The sequence below is a fragment of the Streptomyces sp. NPDC088252 genome (assembly GCF_044740965.1).
Classification (GTDB): Bacteria; Actinomycetota; Actinomycetes; order Streptomycetales; family Streptomycetaceae; genus Streptomyces.
In genome coordinates this window covers 144,590-165,781 of the sequence record NZ_JBIURS010000019.1, presented here as the reverse complement: position 1 = coordinate 165,781, position 21,192 = coordinate 144,590, and the positions used below count along the sequence as shown (strand labels likewise).

The following is a 21,192-nucleotide window of genomic DNA, read 5'->3' as shown; positions in this document are numbered from 1 at the left end:
TCCCGAACCCCCACCGTCACCCTCGCCGCATGACCAGGATGAAAACCCTCAAAACCAGCAGCGCGAACTTGACGAAGGACATAGAGGCACCCCCCCGGCAGCCGCGTTCTTGCGCACCCATCGTGTTCGTAGCATCAACCGCTTGTCCAATTCATGTGAGCTCCACAGCAGCTCACATGAATCCAAGAATTCCTTCAGCCGCAGCAGGTTCGTAGCGTGCCGCAGGGCGACGCCGCCATCGACGAGCTGCTCCGCGAGATCACCGAAGGAGACCTGATGGACCGCCGCAACCTGCTGCTGACCGGCACCGCGACCACCGCGCCCGCTCTGGCCATGCTCCTCGGCCCCACCAGTGCCCTTGCCCAATCCGGCCAGCGCGGCGGGAGCCCCTCGGCCCGGTTGCTGAGGTTTTCAGGGTGGGTTCGGTTGGGTGAGGGGCAGGCCGGTGGCGGTGAGGCATCCGTCAATGAGGTGGGGCCGGAGCTGGGTTCTGTGTAACTCGCGCGGAGTATGCGGTCGAGGTCGTCGGGTGTGTCGGACGCGGTGTCGGCCATCGCTCTCCGCACCAGTGACCAGATCCCCTCGACGGGGTTGAGATCGGGTGCGTACGGCGGGAGGCGGACGGTGGTGAGCCAGTCGTGCTCGGCTTCGTGCCGCTTCAGGCCTGCCGTCAGGTGCGTGTTGAGATTGTCCCAGACCACCACGACGGGGCCGCCGAGCTGGATGTGGGCCCGTACCAGTAGGTCCCGGTCGTCCTTCCGGGAGAAGCTCTTGCGTGCACCCTTCAACAGCAGGTGACCGCGGGGCCGGTACATCGGCCGGCTTGCCTCGCCGGGTTTGTAGCAGCACAGGGCTGCCACCGAGGTCCGTCTACGGGATCTGCCGCGGACCCGGATGACGGGGGTGTGTCCGCGCCGGCCCCAGGTGCGGGCGCGAGGCGGCGTCATGGAGAAGCCGGCCTCGTCCTCGAAGACGATCCGGCACCCACACGCCGCCGCGATCCTTTTACCGGCGGCCACACCTCCTTCTTCCACAGCTCAACGGCGTGATCGTCGTGCTCGGGTGCTCTGCGGGCGGGTGCCTGCCAGGGCCAGCCGTGCCGTTTCAGCAGCCGCCATACTGTCGCCACCGACAGACTCAGCCGGAGCTGGTGGCGGATCACCGTCTGGACCCTGGCCAGGGTCCACCGCTCGTCCCCGAAGCCGTGCGCGGCCGGTCCCTTGCCCAATTCCTCTTCCAGTACGGCGAACTGGGCATCGGAGACGGCCGGACAGCTCGCCGGTCCGGCCGAGCGCAATGCCTCCAGCCCGCCCTCGCGCCAGGCGCGGCGCCAGCGTTCCACCGACCGCACACTCACCCGCAGATCCTTTGCGATCACCGCGGTCCTCTCACCTGCCGCGAACCGCCGACCGGCCCGCAACCGGATCCCCTCACGAAATGCCCGACGCTCAGCGGTCAGGCCCCCGCCCTCTGGACAACGCATACCAACGGCGTACCGCAGGGATCAACAACCGTCACTACCCGACGACAACCCGAAATCCTCAGTAACCAAGCCCTACTAGGACTGAGGGGCGACGGGCCATCCGTACGACGGCGTTCGCGTCCGGAGCGTGTCCGACGACCGGTTCACCGCCCACCTCCCGGGCCACACCGGTCGGGTTCTCATGGCCGTGTTCCTCGATGACCCAGACCACCTGGCGTCGGCCGCGGCTGACGGCACCGCACGCCTCTGGTCGCTGGCCGAACAGCGACAGCTCGCCAAAGTAGCGGTCATCCCGGAGAAGAAGGACCAGGCTGTGTGAAATGCCCTGAGCGGTGAGGGAGTTGCGCCACAGGTGACTCTTGTAGCAGGAGCCGTTGTCGGTCAGGACGCGTTCGACGGTGATCCCGGCCTGGGCGAAGAAGGCGTGACGCCTTGTCGGCCCAGCACTTGAGTTCCATACCAACGAGCGCGTCGATGATGCGGTGGGTGCGGGCGGCGGTCAGGTCGTGGGTCGCCCCGGGGAGTGCGGGCGAGGCCCACAGCAGCTGCCCGAGCGGGTCGGTGATCCCTGCCGGGACAAAACGTTCTTCGAGAACTCACATCAGCGTGCCGCCGGAGGTGCCGTGCTCTCGCGGATCACAAGGCGGGTCGGGACGAGGGTGGTGCCGTGGGTCGGACCGTCGTGGCGCATCTTGCGCAGGACCGCCTGGACGCAGAGGCGGCCGACCTCGGCGAAGTCCTGGTGGAGGGTGGTGAGGGGCGGCAGGAAGGAGGACGCCTCGGGGATGTCATCGAAGCCGACGACGCTGATGTCCTCGGGGACGCGCCGACCGCGTTCATGCAGGGCGCGCAGAAGACCCAGGGCCATCTGGTCGTTGGCCGCGAAAACCGCCGTGCAGTCCTCGCGTGCGGCCAGTTTCAGGCCCGCCCGGTAGCCGGACTCCGCCGACCAGTCGCCGCGCACCAGCGGCGGCACCCGGCGGCCCGCGTGGGTGAGCGTGGCCTGCCAGGCATCGGTGCGGCGCTGGGCGGCGTAGGAGCCCTCGGGGCCCGCGAGGTGCCAGACCGTGTCGTGGCCGAGCCCGAGGAGGTGCTGGACGGCGGTGCGGGTGCCGCCGGCCTGGTCGGTGTCGACGACCGTGTACTGCTCACCCGCGTCGGAATCGGCGACGACCACCTGGACGTACGGCGGGAGGTTGATGGTGGCCGCGTCCAGGAGATGCACCTCCATGATGACGATCACTGCGTCGACCGCGAGTTCCTCCAGACGAGAGAAAGCACCGCGCACCTCATCCTGGGTGGGGACGGCGACCGGCAGCAGGGTCACCGCGTACCCTTTGGCCGCTGCCGAGGTCGCGATCGCTTCCAGGGTGCGGACGTTCCCGGTCGTGGAGAGAGAGAAGGTAATCACCCCGAGGGTACGGAACTCGCCGCGTTTCAGGGCGCGGGCGGCGCTGTTGGGGCGGTAGCCCAGTTCCTGCATGGCGGCCAGGACCTGGCGGCGCGTCTCCTCGGTGACGCCCGCGTAGCCGTTGGACACGCGTGAGACGGTCTGGGACGACACGCCGGCCAGCCGCGCCACGTCGGCCATGGAGACCGAGGTGCGGCCCTGTCCGCGCGAGCGCCGTCCGCCGGTGGCCGCGGGTGTGGGCGCCCGCTTCAGTACGCCGTCTGTCGTGTCCATTTCCTGCTCCCTCTTTGTCATCGCTTTGGTCGCGATCTCTCCAGGAGGCCCTTGACCTGTGCCATCGGAGGAGTGTAGACATGCCGCCACCAAATGTTTACGTAAACATACCAGCTCACTCCCTTTCGTCGCCGGTGATGTTTGCGCAAACATCACCGGCGGCGTCGCATGGCGAACCGCGCGGTGCTGCAGGCTCCGTGAGTGGACGAGCGAGGAACGACCATGATGACGCTGCAACCGCCGGCCGCCGCCGAGCCGCGGCCGGCCCCGCCTCCGGCGAAACGGGACCGCCGCTCCTGGACGGGATGGGGCTTCATCGGTCCGTTTGTGGCCGTCTTCGCTCTGGTCTTCCTTGCCCCCATCGCGTACTCGATCTACCTGAGCCTCTTCCGGGACAAGCTCATCGGCGGCAACCGGTTCGTCGGCCTGGACAACTACACGCAGGCCTTGCAGGACGCCCAGTTCTGGGCGGCCGTGGGCCGGGTGGCGCTCTTCCTGGCGGTCCAGGTGCCGATCATGCTGGGCATCGCCCTGCTGGTGGCGCTGGCGCTGGACAGTGGGCGGCTGTACGGCAAGAACTTCTTCCGGATCACCATCTTCATGCCGTACGCGGTGCCCGCCGTGGTCGCCACCCTGATGTGGGGTTTCATGTACGGCACCAGGTACGGCCTGGTGGGCGACATCAACGACGCGTTCGGCATCAAGCTGCCCGACCTGCTCTCCCCCGACTGGGTCCTCGCGTCCATCGGCAACATCGTGACCTGGGAGTTCGTCGGGTACAACATGCTGATTTTCTACTCGGCCCTGCGGATCATTCCCAGCTCGCTGTATGAGGCGGCGGAGATCGACGGCGCGGGTCAGTGGCGGGTGATCGCCTCGATCAAGCTGCCCGCGATCCGGGGCGCGATCGTCATCGCGACGATCTTCTCGATCATCGGCAGCTTCCAGCTCTTCAACGAGCCGAACATCCTGCGTCCGCTGGCGCTCAACGCCATCACCACCGACTACACGCCGAACTTCTACACGTACGTGTTGTCCTTCAACGGCCAGCAACACAACTACTCCGCGACGGTAGCCATCATCATGGGCGTGATCACCATGGTGATCGCCTATGTCGTGCAGCTGCGCGGTATGCGCAAGGGGGCGTAAACCGATGAGCACCTCTGTCACGACCGCATCCCCCGCCAAGAGCGCCGACGCCGCGCGCCTCAGGACGCCGCGCAAACACCCCTCGGGCAAGCCGAAGCGCAGTGTGCTGCTGACGGTGCTGATGGCCCTAATGGTCCTCTACACCGTGGTGCCGCTGGTCTGGCTGGTCATCAACTCCACCAAGACCCAGGCAGGCTTGGGCGACTCCAACGGGCTGTGGTTCGCCCACGACTTCGCCTTGTGGGACAACGTCCGGGACACCTTCACCTACCACGACGGCATCTTCGGGCGCTGGCTGCTGAACACTCTGCTGTACGTGGTGCTGGGCGCGGGTGGCGCCACTCTGCTGGCGGTGCTGGGCGGCTACGCGCTGGCGAAGTTCGACTTTCCCGGCAAGCGCTCGATTTTCGCCGTGGTGATCGGCGCAGTGGCCGTGCCGGGTACGGCGCTGGCGGTGCCGACCTTCCTGATGTTCAGCAAGATGGGGCTCACCGACACCCCGTGGGCGGTGATCATTCCGTCGCTGGTGTCGCCGTTCGGCCTCTACCTGATGTGGGTGTTCGCCGCCGAGGCGATACCCACCGAGCTGCTGGAGGCGGCCCGGATGGACGGGGCCGGCGAGGCTCGGACCTTCTTCCAGGTTGCGCTGCCGCTGCTCGCCCCGGGGATCGTGACTGTGCTGCTGTTCACGACGGTCGCCACCTGGAACAACTACTTCCTGCCGCTGATCATGCTGAAGGACCCGGACTGGTACCCGCTGACCTTGGGACTGAGCGCCTGGAGCTCGCAGGCGCAGACCATCGGCGGCGATGTCATCTTCAACCTGGTGATCACGGGTTCCCTGCTCACCATCCTGCCGTTGATCGCTGCCTTCCTGTTCCTGCAGAAGTACTGGCAGTCCGGTCTCGCCGCCGGAAGCGTCAAGGAGTGACGCGGGCAGCGTCCAAGCCCCCCATGTGAGAAACACCCGCACCACCCCACCCTCGCTGTCCCACCCACGAAGAAGTGGAAGCATCATGCGCAGAACAACGAGCCGCATCCTGCGCGGCATTGCCCTCGTCTCCACCCTTGCCATGGGCGTCACCGCCTGCGGCGGCTCGGACGACGCCTCCGACCAGAAGGCGGTCTCCGCCGGGGACGTCCAGGAGGCCCTGGACAAGGGAGGCGACATCACGGTCTGGGCCTGGGAGCCCACCCTGAAGACCGTCGCCGCGGACTTCCAGAAGAAGTACCCGAAGGTCAAGGTCAACCTGGTCGGCGAGCGCTCCGGCGACAAGCACTACACCGCGCTGTCCAACGCGATCTCGGCCGGCAAGGGCCTCCCGGACGTCGCCCAGGTCGAGTACTTCGCGCTCGGCCAGTACTCCCTGACCAAGGGGCTGACCGACCTGGCCCCGTACGGCGCCGACAAGCTCGCCTCGAAGTACACGGCCGGTCCGTGGAACGCGGTCAGCGACGGCGACAAGGTCTACGGTCTGCCGATGGACTCGGGCCCGATGGCGTTGTTCTTCAACAAGGCGGTCTTCGACAAATACAAGATCGCCGCCCCGACCACCTGGGACGAGTACGTGGACGCGGCCCGCAAGCTCCACAAGGCCGACCCGAAGGTCTACATAGCCAACGACACCGGTGAAGGGGGCTTCACCACCTCCATGCTGTGGCAGGCCGGCTCGCGCCCCTACAAGCTCGACGGCACCAAGGTCAGCATCAACTTCGACGACGCGGGCGCCAAGAAGTTCGAGGCGGTCTGGCAGAGGCTGATCGACGAGAAGCTGCTCGCCCCGGTCACCAGCTGGACCGACGACTGGTACAAGGGTCTCGGCGACGGCACCATCGCCACCCTGGCCACCGGCGCCTGGATGCCCGCCAACTTCGTCAGCGGCGTCCCGAACGCCCAAGGCCAGTGGCGCGCAGCGGCAATGCCGGCCTGGGCCAAGGGCGACAAGGCGAGCGCGGAGAACGGCGGCAGCTCGCTGGCGGTCCCGGCGCTGAGCAAGAACAAGGAACTCGCCTACGCCTTCGCGAAGTACGCCAACGCCGGTGACGGTGTCGCCATCCGGGTCACCGAGGGCGCCTTCCCCGCCACCAAGGCGGAGCTGGAGTCGGCCTCGTTCCAGAACAAGAAGTTCGACTACTTCGGTGGCCAGGAGGCCAACAAGATCTTCGCCGAGTCCGCCGCGAACGTGACGAGTGACTGGAAGTACCTGCCATTCCAGCCGTACGCGAACTCCATCTTCAACGACACGGTCGGCAAGGCGTACGTCTCCGGCACCACGCTGGCCGACGGCCTGAAGGCGTGGCAGGACGCGTCGGTCAAGTACGGCAAGGAGCAGGGCTTCACCATCGTGAAGTAGCCCCGCCAGCAGCTCGAACGCAAGGCGGCGCCGCAGCTGGCGGCGCCGCCCCATGCACCACCTTCGGAAGGACCGCCATGATCTCCACCCTCCACCCCCGAACACGACGCGGGGCGGACGGTGACCTCACCCCACGTCTCGCCTACGGCGCCGACTACAACCCCGAGCAGTGGCCCCGGGAGGTGTGGGAGGAGGACGTTCGGCTGATGCAAGAGGCCGGGGTCACTGTTGTCTCCGTGGCGATCTTCTCCTGGGCACGTCTGCAGCCGGGCCCCGACGAGTGGGACTTCGGCTGGCTGGACGAGGTCATGGACCTGCTGGACTCCGGCGGCATAGGCGTCGACCTGGCGACCGCTACCGCGTCCCCGCCGCCGTGGCTGACCACGGCCCACCCGGAAATCCTGCCGGTCACCGCGACCGGCGAGACCTTGTGGCCGGGTGCCCGCCAGCACTGGCGGCCCAGCTCCCCCGTCTTCCGCGAGCACGCCCTGCGCCTGGTGCGCGAGATGGCGACCCGCTACGCCGACCACCCGGCGCTGGTCGCCTGGCACGTCTCCAACGAGCTGGGCTGCCACAACATCTACGACTTCTCCGACGATGCGGCCCGCGCCTTCCGAAACTGGCTGCGCGCCCGCTACGGCACGCTGGGGGCCCTCAACCATGCCTGGGGCACGGCGTTCTGGTCGCAGCGCTACACCGACTGGGAGCAGATCCTGCCCCCGCGCCTGGCGGCCTCGCACCCGAACCCGACTCAGCAGCTGGACTTCAAGCGGTTCTCCTCCGATGCCCTGAAGGACCACCTGCGCGCGGAGCGGGACATCCTGAAGGAGATCACCCCGGACATCCCGGTGACCACCAACTTCATGGTGATGGGCGAGACGAAGGGCATGAATTACGCGGACTGGGCCGAGGAGATCGACTTCGTCTCCAACGACCACTACGTCCACCCCGGCCCGCAGTCCCGAGACGAGCTGTCCTTCTCCGCGAACCTCACCAGTGGCATCGCGGGCGGCCGGCCCTGGTTCCTGATGGAGCACTCCACCAGCGCCGTCAATTGGCAGCCGGTGAACGTGGCGAAGCGGCCGGGCGAGCTGGCCCGGGACTCGCTGCTGCACGTGGCGCACGGCGCGGACGCCGTCTGTTTCTTCCAGTGGCGGCAGTCAGCGGCGGGTGCTGAGAAGTACCACTCGGCAATGGTCCCGCATGCCGGCGCCGACAGCGAGCTGTTCCGCGCGGTGGCCGCGCTCGGCGCCACCCTCACGTCCCTGGCCCCGGTGGCCGGTTCGGACCGAGAGGCAGCGAAGGTCGGGATCGTCTTCGACTGGGACTCCTGGTGGGCGAGCGAGCAGGACTCCCACCCCACCTCCCTGCTGAACTACCGGCAGGAATGCCTGGACTGGTACTCGGCACTCCTCACGCTCGGCGTGCGTGCCGACCTGATCACCACCAGAAGCGACTTCGCGCGCTACAACGTGCTGATCGCGCCCGTCCTGCACGTGGTCCCGGCCGGTCTCGCCCAGGAGCTGACCCGCTACGCCCAGCAGGGCGGCCACCTGATCACCACCTACTTCTCCGGCGTGGTCGACCAGAACGACCACGTCTGGCTCGGCGGCTACCCCGGCGCCCTGCGCGACCTGCTCGGCTTCCGCATCGAGGAGTTCAGCCCGCTGCTCGCCGACGAGTCGGTGTCCCTGGACGACGGCTCGACCGGCACCCTGTGGACCGACCGCATCACCCTGGCCGACGAGCGGACCGAGGTCCTCGCCCGTTACGACTCCGGCAACCAGGTCGGGCGGCCGGCCGTGACCCGCCGTACGACGGACGCCGGGTCGGCATCGTACGTCTCGACGCGCCTCGGCGTCGAAGGCCTCGCCGCCCTGCTGCCGCGTCTGCTGGAGCCGGCGGGTGTCGAGAGCGAACTGCCTGGCGAGGCACGCGGACGCGTCGAGCTGGTCGTCCGCAGGAACGCCGAGGAAAGGTTCCTGTTCCTGGTGAACCGGACCGACGACGCCGTGGCGCTCCCCGGGTTCGCCGGTGACGTGCTGTGCGGCACGGCCGGTGACGGCGGGCTCGTCCTCGGGCCGCGCGAGGTCGCCGTGGTGCGCCGGCCGCTGGTCTGATCCACGCCACCGTTTTCCCTCCACACATGAGCTCCCCAGGCAGCACGTTGCCCGCCCGGGGCCACCGCAGCGATTCCACATTCTCAGTTGGGAGCACACGATGCCACGCCGTACCCGCAGCAGACGTTTCCTCGGAGCCGCGTCGATGACCGCGCTGGCGACCGGAGCAGCACTGCTTTCTGTCCCGGCGCCGCCCGCGCAGGCCGACACGGCCACCGCGTCGGTCATCGTCCAGCCGGACCCGTCCTACAGGCAGGACAAGTTCGAGGGCTGGGGCACCAGCCTGGTCTGGTTCGCGAACGCCACCGGCGGCTACCCGAAGGAGATCCGCGAGAAGCTCGCCGATCTGCTCTTCGACGACGACGGTCTGGCGCTGAACATAGCGCGTTACAACATCGGCGGCGGCAACGCTCCCGACGTGAAGGACTATCTGCGTGCCGGTGGTGCGGTGGAAGGCTGGTGGAAGGCGCCGGCGGGGACAACTCGTGGGGACACCGACTGGTGGAACCCCGACGACCCGGCCAACTGGAACGACAAGGCGGACGCCACCCAGCGCTGGTGGGTCAAGCGGATCAAGAACGACATCGACCACTGGGAAACGTTCTCCAACTCCCCGCCCTGGTTCATGACTGTCAACGGATATGTCTCCGGTGGTTTCAACGCGGGTGTCGACCAGTTGAAGGAGAGTTCGGTCGACGACTTCGCCGCCTACCTCTCGGGGGCGTCGAAGCGGCTGGAGAAGTCCGAGGGCATCAAGGTTGACACGATCGACCCGTTCAACGAGCCGATCGGTCACTGGGGCACACGTCTGGACGCGGACGGCAAGCCGGTGGGCCGTCAGGAGGGTGCGGATTTCGGGCCGGAGCTGCAGCAGAAGGTGCTCGCGGCGCTGGCGCCCGCCTTGAAGGAGGCGAAGGTCGGGGCCGGCATCTCGGCGATGGACGAGTCCACCCCCTGGGGGTTCGCGACGACTTGGGACTCCTACTCGCAGGCGTCCAAGGACCTTGTCGGCCAGATGAACGTCCACACCTACAACACCGGACAGCGCACCTCGGTCCGTGACCTGGCCAAGGCAGCCGGCAAGCCGCTGTGGATGAGCGAGGTCGAGGGCGACTGGGGCGACGGGCAGAGCTTCACCGACATGCGCCCGGGGCTGGGTCTGGCGCAGCACATCGTGAACGACCTGCGCGAGCTGGAGCCCAAGGCGTGGGTGTTCTGGCAGCCGGTCGAGGACTACGACAACATGAAGCCGGGCGGAGAGTTCGCCAAGGGCGGCAACTGGGGCTCCGTCCAGATTCCGTTCAGCTGCACGTCGGCCGACACCCTGAAGACCTGCCCGATCTACACGAACACGAAGTTCGATACCGCCCGGAACTTCACGCACTTCATCAAGCCCGGCGACAGCCTGATCAAGGTCGACGACACCTCCAGCGCTGCCGCCGTGACGAAGGACGGCAACGGTGCCTCACTGGTCCATGTCAACTCCACGACCGCGCCCCGCGCGGTGACGATCGACCTGTCGAAGTTCGGGAAGATCAAGCGAGACGCAGCAGTCGCCCCGACCGTCACCGACGCGGGCGGCAAGCTGGTGAAGCAGGCCCCGGTCGAGGTCATCGACGGCAAGGCGACGTTCACCGTCCCTGCGCAGTCGGTGACCTCGTTCGCCATCAAGGGTGTCTCCGGCGTCGCGAAGAACGCGAGCCCGTTCAGCACGGGCAGGTCGTACACGCTGACCGGTGTTCAGAGCGGCAAGGCGGTGACCGTCGGCGCAAACGGCACGAACCTGGTTATCAACTCGGCGAACGGCACGACCGCTCAGGAATGGCGGCTGGAGGCGAAGTACGGCGAGACGGGCAACCGTCAGCGGTACGTCTTTGCCAACGCGGCCGAGGGCAAGCGGCTCTCCGTACGGGACAACGTGCCGGTGATCGAAGCCGATACGGGTGAGCGGGGCTCCGCGACGGAGTGGATCCTGTCGACCACGGGCGACGGCACGTGCACGCTGGTGAACGTGGCGACCGGGCGGCTGCTGGAGGTCGGTGGCCAGGCGACGAACGAGGGCGCGGCCGTCACGACGTGGCAGGCAAACTCTGGTTCCAACCAGCGCTGGCGGTTCACCGAGGTGAGCTGACCAGCGCGTGATGGGCCGCCCGCTGTTGGCGATATGGCGTCGTGGGTCCTGCCTTCGCCCCGCCGGGTGTGATCCGGCGGGGCGAAGTGCTGCCAGGTGGGAGGTTCGGGTGCGGTCTTAGGGCTCGCAGAGAATCAAGGGAAGCAACACCTTGATTCTCTGCGAGCCCTAAGACCCGACCAATCCCCCTACTCCACGGTCGGTTCTGTCCGGCCCCGGCGACCGGCCGGGCCCCGAGCGTGCTCGCCCTCGCCACCAGCCTCGGCCTCGCCAACACCACCTTCCGCCGCAACTTCCCCGACGTCTGCGCCCAGCTGACCGCCTCCCCTCCAACGCCCGGCAGCACGAACGGCGCCGACGCCTACACCGGGCTGAAGGCCGACAACGCGCGACTGCTGCGCGACAAACGCGAACTCGCCGCGCAGCTGGAGGTCGCTATCGCCGCCATCCAACGCCTGAGCATCGACAACGAGCACCTGCGCGCCGCCCTCCACGAGGCCCGCGCCGTCACCGCGCTGCCCTGCTGCCGCTGACCACCCGATCCGGCTGGACGGCGACTGCGGTGAGCGCGGGCCTCCATGCGCCCACGGACGCTGCACTTCGTTACAGGGCTCCCCGGCCGGTGGGCGGCGGGGTGCGTGGCCGCAGTCTTTCTCCCTGGGGCCCAAACATGATCAGGTACTCGACCGGCCCACCGGGGCCGGCGTTCGTGACTCCGTGGGGACTGCGGGTGTCGAACTCGGCGACGTCGCCGGCGGTCAGGATGAGGTCCTGCTTTCCGAGTGCGAGCCACAGCCGCCCGTACAGAACGCACAGCCATTCGTAGCCGTCGTGGGAGATCTGCCGTGGCCGCCTGGGCGGTTCCTCGACGGCGGGCAGGACGTGTTTGTGGGCGTGCAGGCCGCCAACGTACGGGGTCAATGGCAGCACCCCCTTGTCGTCGCCGAAACGCTGCAGCGCGATGGTGCGCGGCTCGACGCGGGCGGGCGCGGGGGCAGTGCCGGCCAGCTCGTCCAGGGAGATGCCGTACTCCGTGGCCAGCTGCAGCACCACCTCCAGGGTGGGCTTGCGCCGGCCGGTCTCGATCCGTGACAGCGTGCTCGGCGAGATGCCGGTCGCACAGCTGACGCCGGTGAGCGTGGCGCCGTGCCGCTCGCGCGCGGCCCGCAACCGTGGGCCCATCGCCGCCAGCGTCTCGGCTGTGCCGTCGTCCGTCACTCTTACTCCCTTCTCACCGGCCGTGCCGCCCGGCCCTGTCCTGCAAGTTTGCCCGAATGGCAACGCTAATCGCCTCGGGGGGCCGTCGCACCGCATGATCGATGTGTACCCGCGCCACCCGCGAACCGAGGAGAAACCCATGCAGCCCGAGTCGTCCGCCGAACTCCGCCACCGCACCATCGAGGCCCCCGCCGGGCGGCTGCACCTGGTCGAGCAGGGCACCGGCCCACTGGTCCTGCTCGTGCACGGCTTCCCGGAGTCCTGGTACTCCTGGAGGCTGCAGCTCCCGGCCCTCGCCGCGGCCGGATACCGGGCCGTGGCCATCGACGTGCGCGGCTACGGCCGCTCCTCCAAGCCCGCCGCGACCGACGCCTACCGGATGCTCGACCTGGTGGGGGACAACCTTGCCGTCGTCCACGCACTCGGCGAGGAGAACGCGGTGGTCGTCGGCCACGACTGGGGCTCCAACATCGCGGCCACCTCCGCCCTGCTCCACCCCGAGGTCTTTAGCGCCGTCGCCCTGCTGAGCGTCCCCTACGCGCCGCCCGGCGGCCCCCGCCCCACCGACATCTTCGGCCAGATCGGCGGCCCCGAGCAGGAGTTCTACGTCTCCTACTTCCAGGAGCCCGGTCGGGCCGAGGCGGAGATCGAGCCCGACGTCCGGGGCTGGCTCATGGGCTTCTACGCGGCGCTGTCCGCCGACACCATGCCCGCCCAGGGCGAGCCCGACCCGCACTTCGTGACCAGGAGCGGTGGCGGCCGGCTTCGCGACCGCTTCCCCGCGGGCAAGCTCCCCGCCTGGCTGACCGAGGACGACCTCGACGTCTACGCCGGGGAGTTCGAGCGCACCGGTCTGACCGGCGCCCTCAACCGCTACCGCAACATGGACCGCGACTGGGAGGACCTCGCCCCCCACCGCGGCGCCCCGATCAAGCAGCCGTCCCTGTTCATCGGCGGCGCCCTGGACGCCTCCACCACCTGGATGGCGGACGCGATCGACGCCTACCCCGCCACACTTCCCGCCCTGTCCGCCTCCCACCTCCTGGAGGGCTGCGGCCACTGGATCCAGCAGGAGCGCCCCGAGGAGGTCAACCGCCTGCTGACCGACTGGCTCGCCACCCTCCAGGGCTGAACCGCCGGACACGCCGGCGCCACCCGTGCGAGCAGGCCCGGTGACCTCGCCACCCTGCTCGCACGGGTGGCGGCCGGCCCGCCAGGACGTCCCTCAGCCCTCGTCCGGCCTGGTCAGGGCGTGGGCGACAGTGGGGCGAACTGGGAGCAAGCGAGCATTTCGCCTTACTGCTTGATTGCGGGCAATGAAGGGCGCCTGGCTGGGAGTTTCCCCAGCTCAGGTGCCCTTTTCCATGCCTTTAGAAGAAGCCCAGCTTCTTCGGCGAGTAGCTCACCAGTAGATTCTTCGTCTGCTGGTAGTGCTCCAGCATCATCTTGTGGTTCTCGCGGCCGATCCCCGACTGCTTGTAGCCACCGAAGGCGGCGTGGGCCGGGTATGCGTGGTAGCAGTTCGTCCAGACCCTGCCTGCCTGGATGGCACGGCCGGCCCGGTACGCGGTGTTGATGTCGCGGGTCCACACGCCCGCGCCGAGCCCGTAGAGCGTGTCGTTCGCCGTTCTGATCGCGTCGTCGAAGTCCGAGAAGGATGTGACCGCCACGACCGGCCCGAAGATCTCCTCCTGGAAGACCCGCATCCGGTTGTCGCCCTCGAAGACGGTCGGCTGGACGTAGTAGCCGCCCGCCAGCTCCCCGTCGTACTCGATCCGCTGACCGCCTGTGAGGACCTTCGCCCCCTCCTGCTGGCCGATGTCCAGGTACGAGAGGATCTTCTGCAACTGATCGTTGGAGGCCTGTGCGCCGATCATCGTGTCCGTGTCCAGCGGGTGTCCCGGCGCGATCTTCTCGGTGCGTGCGATGCCCGCCTCCAGGAATTCGCTGTAGTGGCCGCGCTGGATCAGTGCGCGTGACGGGCAGGTGCAGACCTCGCCCTGGTTGAGGGCGAACATGGTGAAGCCTTCGAGGGCCTTGTCGCGGAAGTCGTCGTCCGCGTTCCACACGTCGTCGAAGAAGATGTTCGGCGATTTGCCGCCCAGTTCGAGCGTCACCGGCTTGATGTTCTCGGAGGCGTACTGCATGATCAGCCGCCCGGTCGTGGTCTCACCGGTGAAGGCGATCTTCGCGACGCGCGGACTGGAGGCTAGTGGTTTGCCGGCCTCCGCGCCGAAGCCGTTGACGATGTTGACGACACCGGGTGGCAGGAGGTCGGCCACCAGCTTCAGCCATACGTGGATGGAGGCCGGAGTCTGTTCGGCCGGCTTGAGGATCACCGCGTTGCCCGCGGCGAGCGCCGGGGCCAGCTTCCAGGTCGCCATGAGGATGGGGAAGTTCCACGGGATGATCTGTGCGACGACGCCCAGCGGCTCGTGGAAGTGATAGGCGACCGTGTCGTCGTCGAGCTCACTGAGCGACCCCTCCTGGGCGCGGAGCGCACCGGCGAAGTAGCGGAAGTGGTCGATGGCCAGGGGGATGTCGGCGGCCAGGGTCTCCCGCACCGGCTTGCCGTTGTCCCAGCTCTCCGCGACCGCCAGCTCCTCCAGGTGCGCCTCCATCCGGTCGGCGATCCTGTTGAGGACCGAGGCACGGTCTCCTGCCGCGGTGGCTCCCCAGGCGGGGGCCGCCGCGTGGGCCGCGTCCAGGGCCCGTTCGACGTCCTCGGCACTGCCACGGGCGATCTCGGTGAAGGGCCGGCCGTTGACGGGGCTGGGGTTCTCGAAGTACTGGCCACGGGCGGGCGGGACGTAGGCGCCGCCGATCCAGTGGTCGTAGCGGGACTCGTACGTGACGATGGCGCCCTCGGTGCCCGGCGCAGCGTAACGGGTCATCTCTGTGGCCTTCCGGATCCGTGCCGTCCGCCCTTGGACGGCCCTCGGCGTGACGATAGACGGCGCCACGTTGCAACCCCGTTGCAGAGAAACGCGGCTATCGCTGCTCGGCGTCCAGTGCTCGTGCCCTGGCGAGGAGCGCGGGACGCTGTCCTGCGGGTACGGCCGCCGCGAGCGCCTGCCAGGCCTGGAGGTCGTCCTCGCCCCAAGGACTGTACGCCCAGTCGGCCAGCAGGCCCGGGTCGGCGCGCGCGATCAGTGCCGCCCGCAGTTGTCCGTCGAGCCGGCCCCGCAGACGGACGACCGAGGGCGCCTGCGAGCCCGGCAGCAGCGGGCCCGTGTAGGCGCTGAGCGCCGCCGCGACCGCGCCGGACGCCAGCCTGCGTGCCACCATGTCGAAATCGGCGTCGACCGGGGCGGCGAGACGGTAGGGGCGGGAGGGCAGCAGCTCGGGGCCGAGCAGCCGCCGCAGCCGGGAGAGCTCGGCCCGCAGGGTCACCGGGGTCACCGACGAGTCCTCGTACAGCTCGACGATGAGTTCGTCGCCACTCAGGCCCTCGGGATGGCGGGCCAGCGTCACCAGGATCTCACTGTGCCGTCTGCTGAGCCGGAACCTGCGGCCTCCCGCGACGAGCAGTGCCTCCTCCCGCCCGAGCGCACTGAGCTGGAGGGTCCCGCCGTCGGGCGGGCGCGTCCGCAGCGCGAGTTGCGATTCGGCGGCGCGTGCCACCGCCTGCACGAACGCCAGGCTGTGCGGATGTGCCAGCCGGTCCCCACCGGTGATGTCCACGGCGCCCAGGACCCGCCCCGTGTGCGGGTCGTGGAGCGGTGCCGCCGCGCAGGTCCACTGCTGGACCGGTCGCAGGAAGTGCTCGGCGGCGAAGACCTGTACCGGCCGGTCCACGGCGATGGCCGTACCCGGTGCGTTCGTCCCGGCCACGGACTCGGCCCAGCAGGCGCCCTCCACGAAGTTCATCCGGTCCGCGGCCTGACGGGCCGACGCATGCCCTTCGACCCACAGCAGTCTGCCGTGCGCGTCGCACACCGCGAGGAGGTGTTCCCCGTCCATCGCGTACGCGCTCATCAGCTCACGGATCACCGGCATCGCGGGGGCCAGGGGATGCCCGTCCCGGTACGGCCCGAGATCGTCCGCGCCCAGCTCGACCAGGGCGACACCGTCCGGGCTGACCCGTGCCCGTGCCGAGCGCCGCCACGACTCGCCGACCACCGGTCGCACCGGCCGCTCCAGCCGCCCGGCCGTGGTGAACACCTCGTGCGCGTGCCGCAGTTGGCCGAGCCGTTCACCGGTGTCCGTATCGGCTGCCAGGGCCACCCAGGGGTCCGTCAACTCACTCTCCCGTCCAGGGGCGTCGTGCCCATCCCATCGTGTCCGCAGTCGACGCCTGCGACAACCGGGGTGCGGAGAGTGAGCGGACGTGGCGGCGAAGACCCGTCAGCCGGCGGAGTACAGATTGACGAGCCGGATGTAGCGCACCCAGTCCCAGTTCGGGCCGGGATCCGTGTGGTCGGTGCCCGGGACCTGGACATGACCGAGAATGTGCGCGCGGTCCTTGGGGATGTTGTAGCGGTCGCAGACCGAGGCGGTCAGCAGCGCCGACTTCTCGTACATGGTGTTGGTGAAGTAGGAGGGCTGGTCCACCCAGCCTTCGTGCTCGATCCCGATGCTGCGCGTGTTGTAGTCCCAGTTGCCCGCGTGCCAGGCGATGTTCTGCTCCCGGACGCACTGGGCGACATAGCCGTCCGCCGAGCGCACCACATAGTGCGCGGACACCTGTTTCGCCGGATTCTGGAAGATCCCGATCGTGTTCGAAAAGGTTTCCTGGGTGACATGGATGATCACATACTGGACCGGATAGGCCGAAGGGCGGCTCGACGCCGTGTAGTTGGACGTCGACGCGGGGGTCCAGTGCGCGAGCGGATAGTCCGTGTCGCCCGCGGTCGTGGCGGCCGCGGCGCGGGCGGAGGCCGGGATCAGCGCGGCGGCAGCCGTCGCCGCGGCGCCGTGAAGAATCCTTCTGCGATGCATGAACACTCCTGTGTGTGGGGGAGGGACGAGGGGCGGGTGATGTGGTCACGGGCTGGACAGCGGCGTCGCCGTCTCCCGCAGATGGCGGTGGAGTCCGCGATGGGGGTCACCCGCGGGCAGCCACTTCTTGCGGATTTTCGCCACACAGGTGTAGTTGGTGTCGCACACATTGGCCAACGGCGCCTCGCCGGCCTGGCTGACCAGCTGATAGGCGTCGAGTTCGGAGAGGCCGTAGTCGCGTGCCAGCCACTGCACGAGGTCCAACTGCGAGATCCGGAAGGCGTCTTCGAGAGGCCGGGCGGAACCGGTCGACATCAGATGGGTGTCGGACTCGATGCGCGGCCACGGAGTCGTGACGCCCTTGAGCAGTTCGACGAGCACCACCGTGTTCATCGCACACTCCACGGCGACCCCGCAGGTCTCACCCTCACCCTGACGGGCGTGTCCGTCGCCGAGGCTCAGGAGCGCCCCCTCGACATTGACGCCCAGGTAGCAGGTGACGCCCGCCCTCATCTCCGGGGTGTCCATGTTGCCGCCATGTGCGTCGGGCACCAAGGCGGACCGTACCTCCAGATTCGCCGGTGCCACCCCGACCGTGCCGTGCATCGGATCCATCGGCAGCTCCACCTGGACGTCACTGTCCCGGGCACTGAACAGACAGGTGCGGCGTGCCCGGTCGAGCTGCCACATCCACACCACCTCGGGCAGCGGATCCTGCAGCGACGCGGTGGTGTGCGTGGAGGTGAGCGCCCCGAACAGCGGAACGGTCGTCGAGGCGGCCCAGTCCCTGGCCGGTTCGACGGACACGAAATGCACCGCGACGGTGTCACCGGGCTCCGCACCCACCACGTGGAAAGGACCCGTCTGCGGGTTGAGGAAGGGGAACTCGCAGACTTCGGAGACCAGGTCCTTCTCGGAACGCACCCGTCCCGCGAAGCAGTCCTCGGTGTACACGTCGAGGAACGTCCCCGGCTCGATGCGGGCGACCGGGGCCACTCCGCCGAAGGTCCAGGCGTACTCGCCCTCCTTGGGGCGGACGGTCAGGATTCGGGGGTCGTTCATCGCTGTACCGCTCCTGTCTCGGGTTCCCCGGCCGGCTCCGGGGCGTCGTCAAGATGGATCCGTCCGGTCTGTGCCACCCGCTCCGGATGTCTTCGGAGCAGCACCACCAGCACAACGATTCCGATCAGCGTCCAGACACCTACGACGGGACCGGCGTACGAGACAGGCGCACTCAGCTCGGAGACGAAGTCGAAGGCGGGGATTCCGGCGGCTGTCAGCAGCGCGGGCACGAACGCCGCCGTGCCCAGCACCGGGAAGAGCAGATGGAGTACGGGATTGAACCTGTCCCGCCTCTTTCGCAGGAAGTACCCGGCGCAGGACAGGTTCACGATGATGTACACACCGGTGATCACCGTGACGATCACAGTGGCCAGCAGCACGAAAGCCGTCACCGGGTCGTAGCCGAACCCCAGTCCGAGCGTCGCACCCACCGCGATCACGAACTGCACGCCCACGCCGGTGACGGGGGAGCGGCGGCGGGGGTGCAGCTGTGCGAACGCCCGCGGGAAGACGCCGATCCGGCCCAGGGCGAACGCCGTCCGGGTCGAGACGGTGGCACAGGCATTTGCGTTGGCCACCGTCGAGTTGACCACGGCGAGGAAGAGCAGCACCCAGAACAGCCCGAACGAGGCGCGTGCCACGCCTTCCCAGGACGCCGCTCCCGAAGCCCCGAATCCGGCGAACCTGTCGGGCCCGAAGTACACGGACATCGCATAGGTGGTGAGGACGTACACCAGGCCGATGGAGAGCGCCGCACCGAGCACCGCGCGCCGCATGGTGCGCCGCGGGTCCTTCGTCTCCTCGGCGAGCGGTGCCGCGGCCTCGAAACCGGCGAAGGCCAGCACGGTGTAGACCGATCCCGCGAAGATCCCGCTGATGCCGTCGAAGCCGTCGGCGGTGTGCGAAGTGCCGAACACCGAGAGCGTGTTGTCCGAGCCGGCCTGTCCGATGAGCAGGAGCGCAAAGGCGACGAAGACGAGCACCTCGAAGAGCCCGAGCACGGTTCCGAACCGGGCGGAGGCCCGTACGCCGAAGTATCCGGCGAGCGCGATGACCGCCGCGCCGAGCAGTGACCAGGGCCACCACAGGTCCGCCGGGTAGGACGACCACTCCTGGTGCAGGGTGCCCGCTGTCGTGAAGCCGAGCTGGAGCAGCAGCAGTGCGGGGACCAGAGCCTCCACGAAGACGTAGCCCCAGCCGACGAGGAAGCCGACTGCCGGGTGCAAGCCTTGCGCGGAGTAGGTGGCGACCGAACCGGCGGCGGGCAGATGACGGGCCAGTTCCGCGACGCACGAAGCGGTGAACAGACAGGCGATCAGCGCCACGACCACGGAAAGCGGCAGGCTCCCGCCCGCGAACGCGGCCCCGGAAGGAATGGAGGCGGTGATGGCTGCGGCGGGCGCCATCGCCGTGATGCTCTGGAAGAGGACCTCGCGCAGCCCGACGGCATCACGTAAAAGTCCTCTGCCCGAATCCCCCGACACCTTTGTGACTCCCTTTGTCCGATGACCGGAAGGCATTGTCCGATGTACGGCTCAGCTTCTCGCGCGCCCTACCGTACGGGCGTCACGCGGGCGGCGGAAGACGGCAGGAGACCGGAATCGGGTACGCGAATCGGGAAGTCGGCGGAACGCACGGCGACGGCGGTACGGGGGAGCGCTTGTTCCCGTACCGCCGGGCCGGAGCGTGGTCAGCCGTGCAGCGGGCGCGGCAGCTTCAGCAGTGTCACCGACGTGTCGATGCCGCTGTCGATCAGCCGGCCGTTCGCGTCGAAGGCCTCGGCGCCGTCGGTCATCCCGAAGTCGTTGTCGTTGATCAGGGCGAGCGTGTCCGGGCCCGTCACAGCCACGCCCTCGATCTTCCCCGGCACCCCCGTGATCCTGCCCAGGTCGACGACCAGGCTCTTGCGGAGCGTCGGTACGCCCTTCGCGGAGGGGTCGGAGAGTTCCTCGTAGGAGGGTGACGTCGCCGGGTCGTCCCAGGCGGAGCCAAGGATTCCGGAGCCGCGGGGAAGCGTCACCCGATGCAGTCGTGCCGCCCTGTCGGTGCGCTCCTCGACCAGGAGTCCGTCGCGGCCGACCGCGACGACCGAGGAGATCTTCAGCTCGGAGGTGTCGTCCTCGCCGGGGTCCACGACGTCGACCGGGTCGAACCGGTAGGCGTACTCCGCCGTGACCGCGCGCTTCTTCGTCGAGAAGCGCAGCAGCCGCACATTGCGCGACGACTCGCCCGCGTCCTGGTCGGGCAGCGAGAGCGGGCTCTGCACCGCCATCACCAGGTCACCGTCCGGCAGCAGGGCCAGTCCCTCGAAGCCGCGGTTGATCCTGCGGTTCAGGAGTACGCCGGGCAGCGCCTCCACCACCGGGTAGTCGGCGCCCGTCAGCCCGAGCCCCCGAGGGACGTAGCGTGTCAACACCCGGCCCCGGGCCGAGACATGCACCAGGGAGGGGCCGTACTCGTCCACGAGCCAGAACGTGCCGTCGGCGGCCCGGACGATGCCTTCGGTGTCCAGACCGTTCGGGTCGTACGAGAGTGGCGCCTTCGCATCGTACGTGTACGGAGCCTCGTCACGGCCCCGCTGGTTCGGCAGACCGGTGACGGCGGCGCCGGAGCGGGTGGTCAGCGCAATGGAACGCAGCACCCGGATGTGCTTGCCTTCGACTCGGATCCTGACGATCGCCGGGTCGAAGCCCGGGACCGGGAAGGTGCGCCGCTTCTTTCCGTCGATCTTGATCTGGCCGTTGGGGCCGCGGTCCGTCACCGTCCAGAACTCGCCCTTGCGGCCCGCCGGGTAGAGGTCACTGCCGATACCGCCGAGCATCACGCCGCGGTCGTCGGCGACCGTCCCGGGGAGCAGCCCGTTGCTGAATCCGGCAAGCGGAATGTCAGGGAGTACGGCGCTCCCGGTGACACGAGCGGCGGGTTCCGGACGCTCGTGCCGGTCCGGCGCGCCCGTCGCCGTCCCCGCGGCACACACCGTTGCGAGCAGGGCGAGCGGCAGCCCGACGGAGAGTGGGCGACGGACAACACGCTTGGACATGGGGCCTCCT

The 21,192-nt window shown here is 68.6% G+C and carries 18 protein-coding genes and 3 pseudogenes; 9 read left to right on the top strand and 12 right to left on the bottom strand.

Features of this window, described 5'->3' with window-relative positions; genetic code table 11:
• Positions 1-216 precede the first annotated feature (216 nt).
• Entirely contained in the window at positions 217-498 is a 282-nt protein-coding gene (locus tag ACIOHC_RS31625) for a hypothetical protein (RefSeq protein WP_389638707.1), read from the top strand.
• Here the strand turns inward: ACIOHC_RS31625 and ACIOHC_RS31620 are convergent.
• Together ACIOHC_RS31620 and ACIOHC_RS31615 are read right to left on the bottom strand one after the other, a co-directional pair.
• Positions 412-947: pseudogene (locus ACIOHC_RS31620) on the bottom strand (transposase). The gene ACIOHC_RS31625 and the pseudogene ACIOHC_RS31620 sit on opposite strands and share 87 nt — an antisense overlap.
• Positions 944-1,483: a winged helix-turn-helix domain-containing protein gene (locus ACIOHC_RS31615; RefSeq protein ID WP_401844980.1), complete on the bottom strand. Its 540-nt coding sequence runs from the start codon at positions 1,481-1,483 to the stop codon at positions 944-946. Before ACIOHC_RS31615 ends, ACIOHC_RS31620 begins: the two are co-directional and overlap by 4 nt.
• Positions 1,484-1,610: 127 nt before the next feature.
• Here ACIOHC_RS31615 and ACIOHC_RS31610 point away from each other — a divergent pair, with 127 nt between their 5' ends.
• Positions 1,611-1,802, top strand: coding sequence for a hypothetical protein (locus ACIOHC_RS31610; protein ID WP_351086976.1), 192 nt, complete (start codon positions 1,611-1,613; stop codon positions 1,800-1,802).
• 15 nt (positions 1,803-1,817) lie between these two features.
• Here the strand turns inward: ACIOHC_RS31610 and ACIOHC_RS31605 are convergent.
• The 3 genes and pseudogenes from ACIOHC_RS31605 to ACIOHC_RS31595 all read right to left on the bottom strand — a co-directional run.
• Positions 1,818-1,916: pseudogene (locus ACIOHC_RS31605) on the bottom strand (IS481 family transposase); the annotation flags it as partial.
• Between the two features lies 1 nt (position 1,917).
• Positions 1,918-2,049: pseudogene (locus tag ACIOHC_RS31600) on the bottom strand (IS5/IS1182 family transposase); the annotation flags it as partial.
• A 35-nt stretch (positions 2,050-2,084) separates the two neighbouring features.
• A complete protein-coding gene (locus ACIOHC_RS31595; RefSeq protein ID WP_389638703.1) occupies positions 2,085-3,167 on the bottom strand; it encodes a LacI family DNA-binding transcriptional regulator in 1,083 nt (360 codons plus the stop codon).
• A 222-nt stretch (positions 3,168-3,389) separates the two neighbouring features.
• On the opposite strand from ACIOHC_RS31595, the gene ACIOHC_RS31590 reads away from it, so the two are divergent.
• The 6 genes from ACIOHC_RS31590 (at position 3,390) to ACIOHC_RS31565 (ending at position 11,454) form a co-directional block, all read left to right on the top strand.
• The gene (locus tag ACIOHC_RS31590) at positions 3,390-4,316 is read left to right on the top strand and encodes a sugar ABC transporter permease (protein WP_351086978.1); all 927 of its coding nucleotides are present in this window, start codon (positions 3,390-3,392) and stop codon (positions 4,314-4,316) included.
• A 4-nt stretch (positions 4,317-4,320) separates the two neighbouring features.
• Positions 4,321-5,247 (top strand): carbohydrate ABC transporter permease, encoded by a 927-nt coding sequence (locus ACIOHC_RS31585; RefSeq protein WP_351086980.1) that lies wholly within the window; start codon positions 4,321-4,323, stop codon positions 5,245-5,247.
• Between the two features lie 85 nt (positions 5,248-5,332).
• Positions 5,333-6,670, top strand: a complete 1,338-nt coding sequence (locus ACIOHC_RS31580) for an ABC transporter substrate-binding protein (protein WP_401844977.1) — start codon at positions 5,333-5,335, stop codon at positions 6,668-6,670.
• A gap of 77 nt (positions 6,671-6,747) precedes the next feature.
• A complete protein-coding gene (locus ACIOHC_RS31575) occupies positions 6,748-8,790 on the top strand; it encodes a beta-galactosidase (RefSeq protein WP_389638700.1) in 2,043 nt (680 codons plus the stop codon).
• 100 nt (positions 8,791-8,890) lie between these two features.
• Entirely contained in the window at positions 8,891-10,921 is a 2,031-nt protein-coding gene (locus ACIOHC_RS31570; protein ID WP_351086986.1) for an RICIN domain-containing protein, read from the top strand.
• Between the two features lie 239 nt (positions 10,922-11,160).
• A complete protein-coding gene (locus tag ACIOHC_RS31565) occupies positions 11,161-11,454 on the top strand; it encodes a hypothetical protein (protein ID WP_351087255.1) in 294 nt (97 codons plus the stop codon).
• A 70-nt stretch (positions 11,455-11,524) separates the two neighbouring features.
• Here ACIOHC_RS31565 and ACIOHC_RS31560 read toward each other — a convergent pair whose 3' ends face one another.
• Entirely contained in the window at positions 11,525-12,103 is a 579-nt protein-coding gene (locus tag ACIOHC_RS31560; RefSeq protein ID WP_351087256.1) for a helix-turn-helix transcriptional regulator, read from the bottom strand.
• 175 nt (positions 12,104-12,278) lie between these two features.
• Here ACIOHC_RS31560 and ACIOHC_RS31555 point away from each other — a divergent pair, with 175 nt between their 5' ends.
• On the top strand, positions 12,279-13,271 hold the full coding sequence (locus ACIOHC_RS31555; RefSeq protein ID WP_351087253.1) for an alpha/beta hydrolase: 993 nt from the start codon (positions 12,279-12,281) through the stop codon (positions 13,269-13,271).
• Between the two features lie 238 nt (positions 13,272-13,509).
• Here the strand turns inward: ACIOHC_RS31555 and ACIOHC_RS31550 are convergent, their stop codons facing one another.
• The 6 genes from ACIOHC_RS31550 to ACIOHC_RS31525 all read right to left on the bottom strand — a co-directional run bounded on the left by ACIOHC_RS31550 (position 13,510) and on the right by ACIOHC_RS31525 (position 21,182).
• On the bottom strand, positions 13,510-15,033 hold the full coding sequence (locus ACIOHC_RS31550; protein WP_351082868.1) for an aldehyde dehydrogenase family protein: 1,524 nt from the start codon (positions 15,031-15,033) through the stop codon (positions 13,510-13,512).
• A gap of 97 nt (positions 15,034-15,130) precedes the next feature.
• The gene (locus ACIOHC_RS31545; RefSeq protein ID WP_401844974.1) at positions 15,131-16,381 is read right to left on the bottom strand and encodes a GAF domain-containing protein; all 1,251 of its coding nucleotides are present in this window, start codon (positions 16,379-16,381) and stop codon (positions 15,131-15,133) included.
• 105 nt (positions 16,382-16,486) lie between these two features.
• On the bottom strand, positions 16,487-17,080 hold the full coding sequence (locus ACIOHC_RS31540; protein ID WP_351082872.1) for a peptidoglycan recognition family protein: 594 nt from the start codon (positions 17,078-17,080) through the stop codon (positions 16,487-16,489).
• 45 nt (positions 17,081-17,125) lie between these two features.
• Positions 17,126-18,142 (bottom strand): acetamidase/formamidase family protein, encoded by a 1,017-nt coding sequence (locus ACIOHC_RS31535; RefSeq protein ID WP_365692828.1) that lies wholly within the window; start codon positions 18,140-18,142, stop codon positions 17,126-17,128.
• Complete coding sequence (locus tag ACIOHC_RS31530) at positions 18,139-19,662, bottom strand: APC family permease (RefSeq protein WP_351082875.1); 1,524 nt, start codon at positions 19,660-19,662, stop codon at positions 18,139-18,141. The genes ACIOHC_RS31535 and ACIOHC_RS31530 overlap by 4 nt, the downstream gene beginning before the upstream one ends.
• A 170-nt stretch (positions 19,663-19,832) precedes the next feature.
• Positions 19,833-21,182: an esterase-like activity of phytase family protein gene (locus ACIOHC_RS31525; protein WP_351082877.1), complete on the bottom strand. Its 1,350-nt coding sequence runs from the start codon at positions 21,180-21,182 to the stop codon at positions 19,833-19,835.
• Positions 21,183-21,192: the final 10 nt, after the last annotated feature.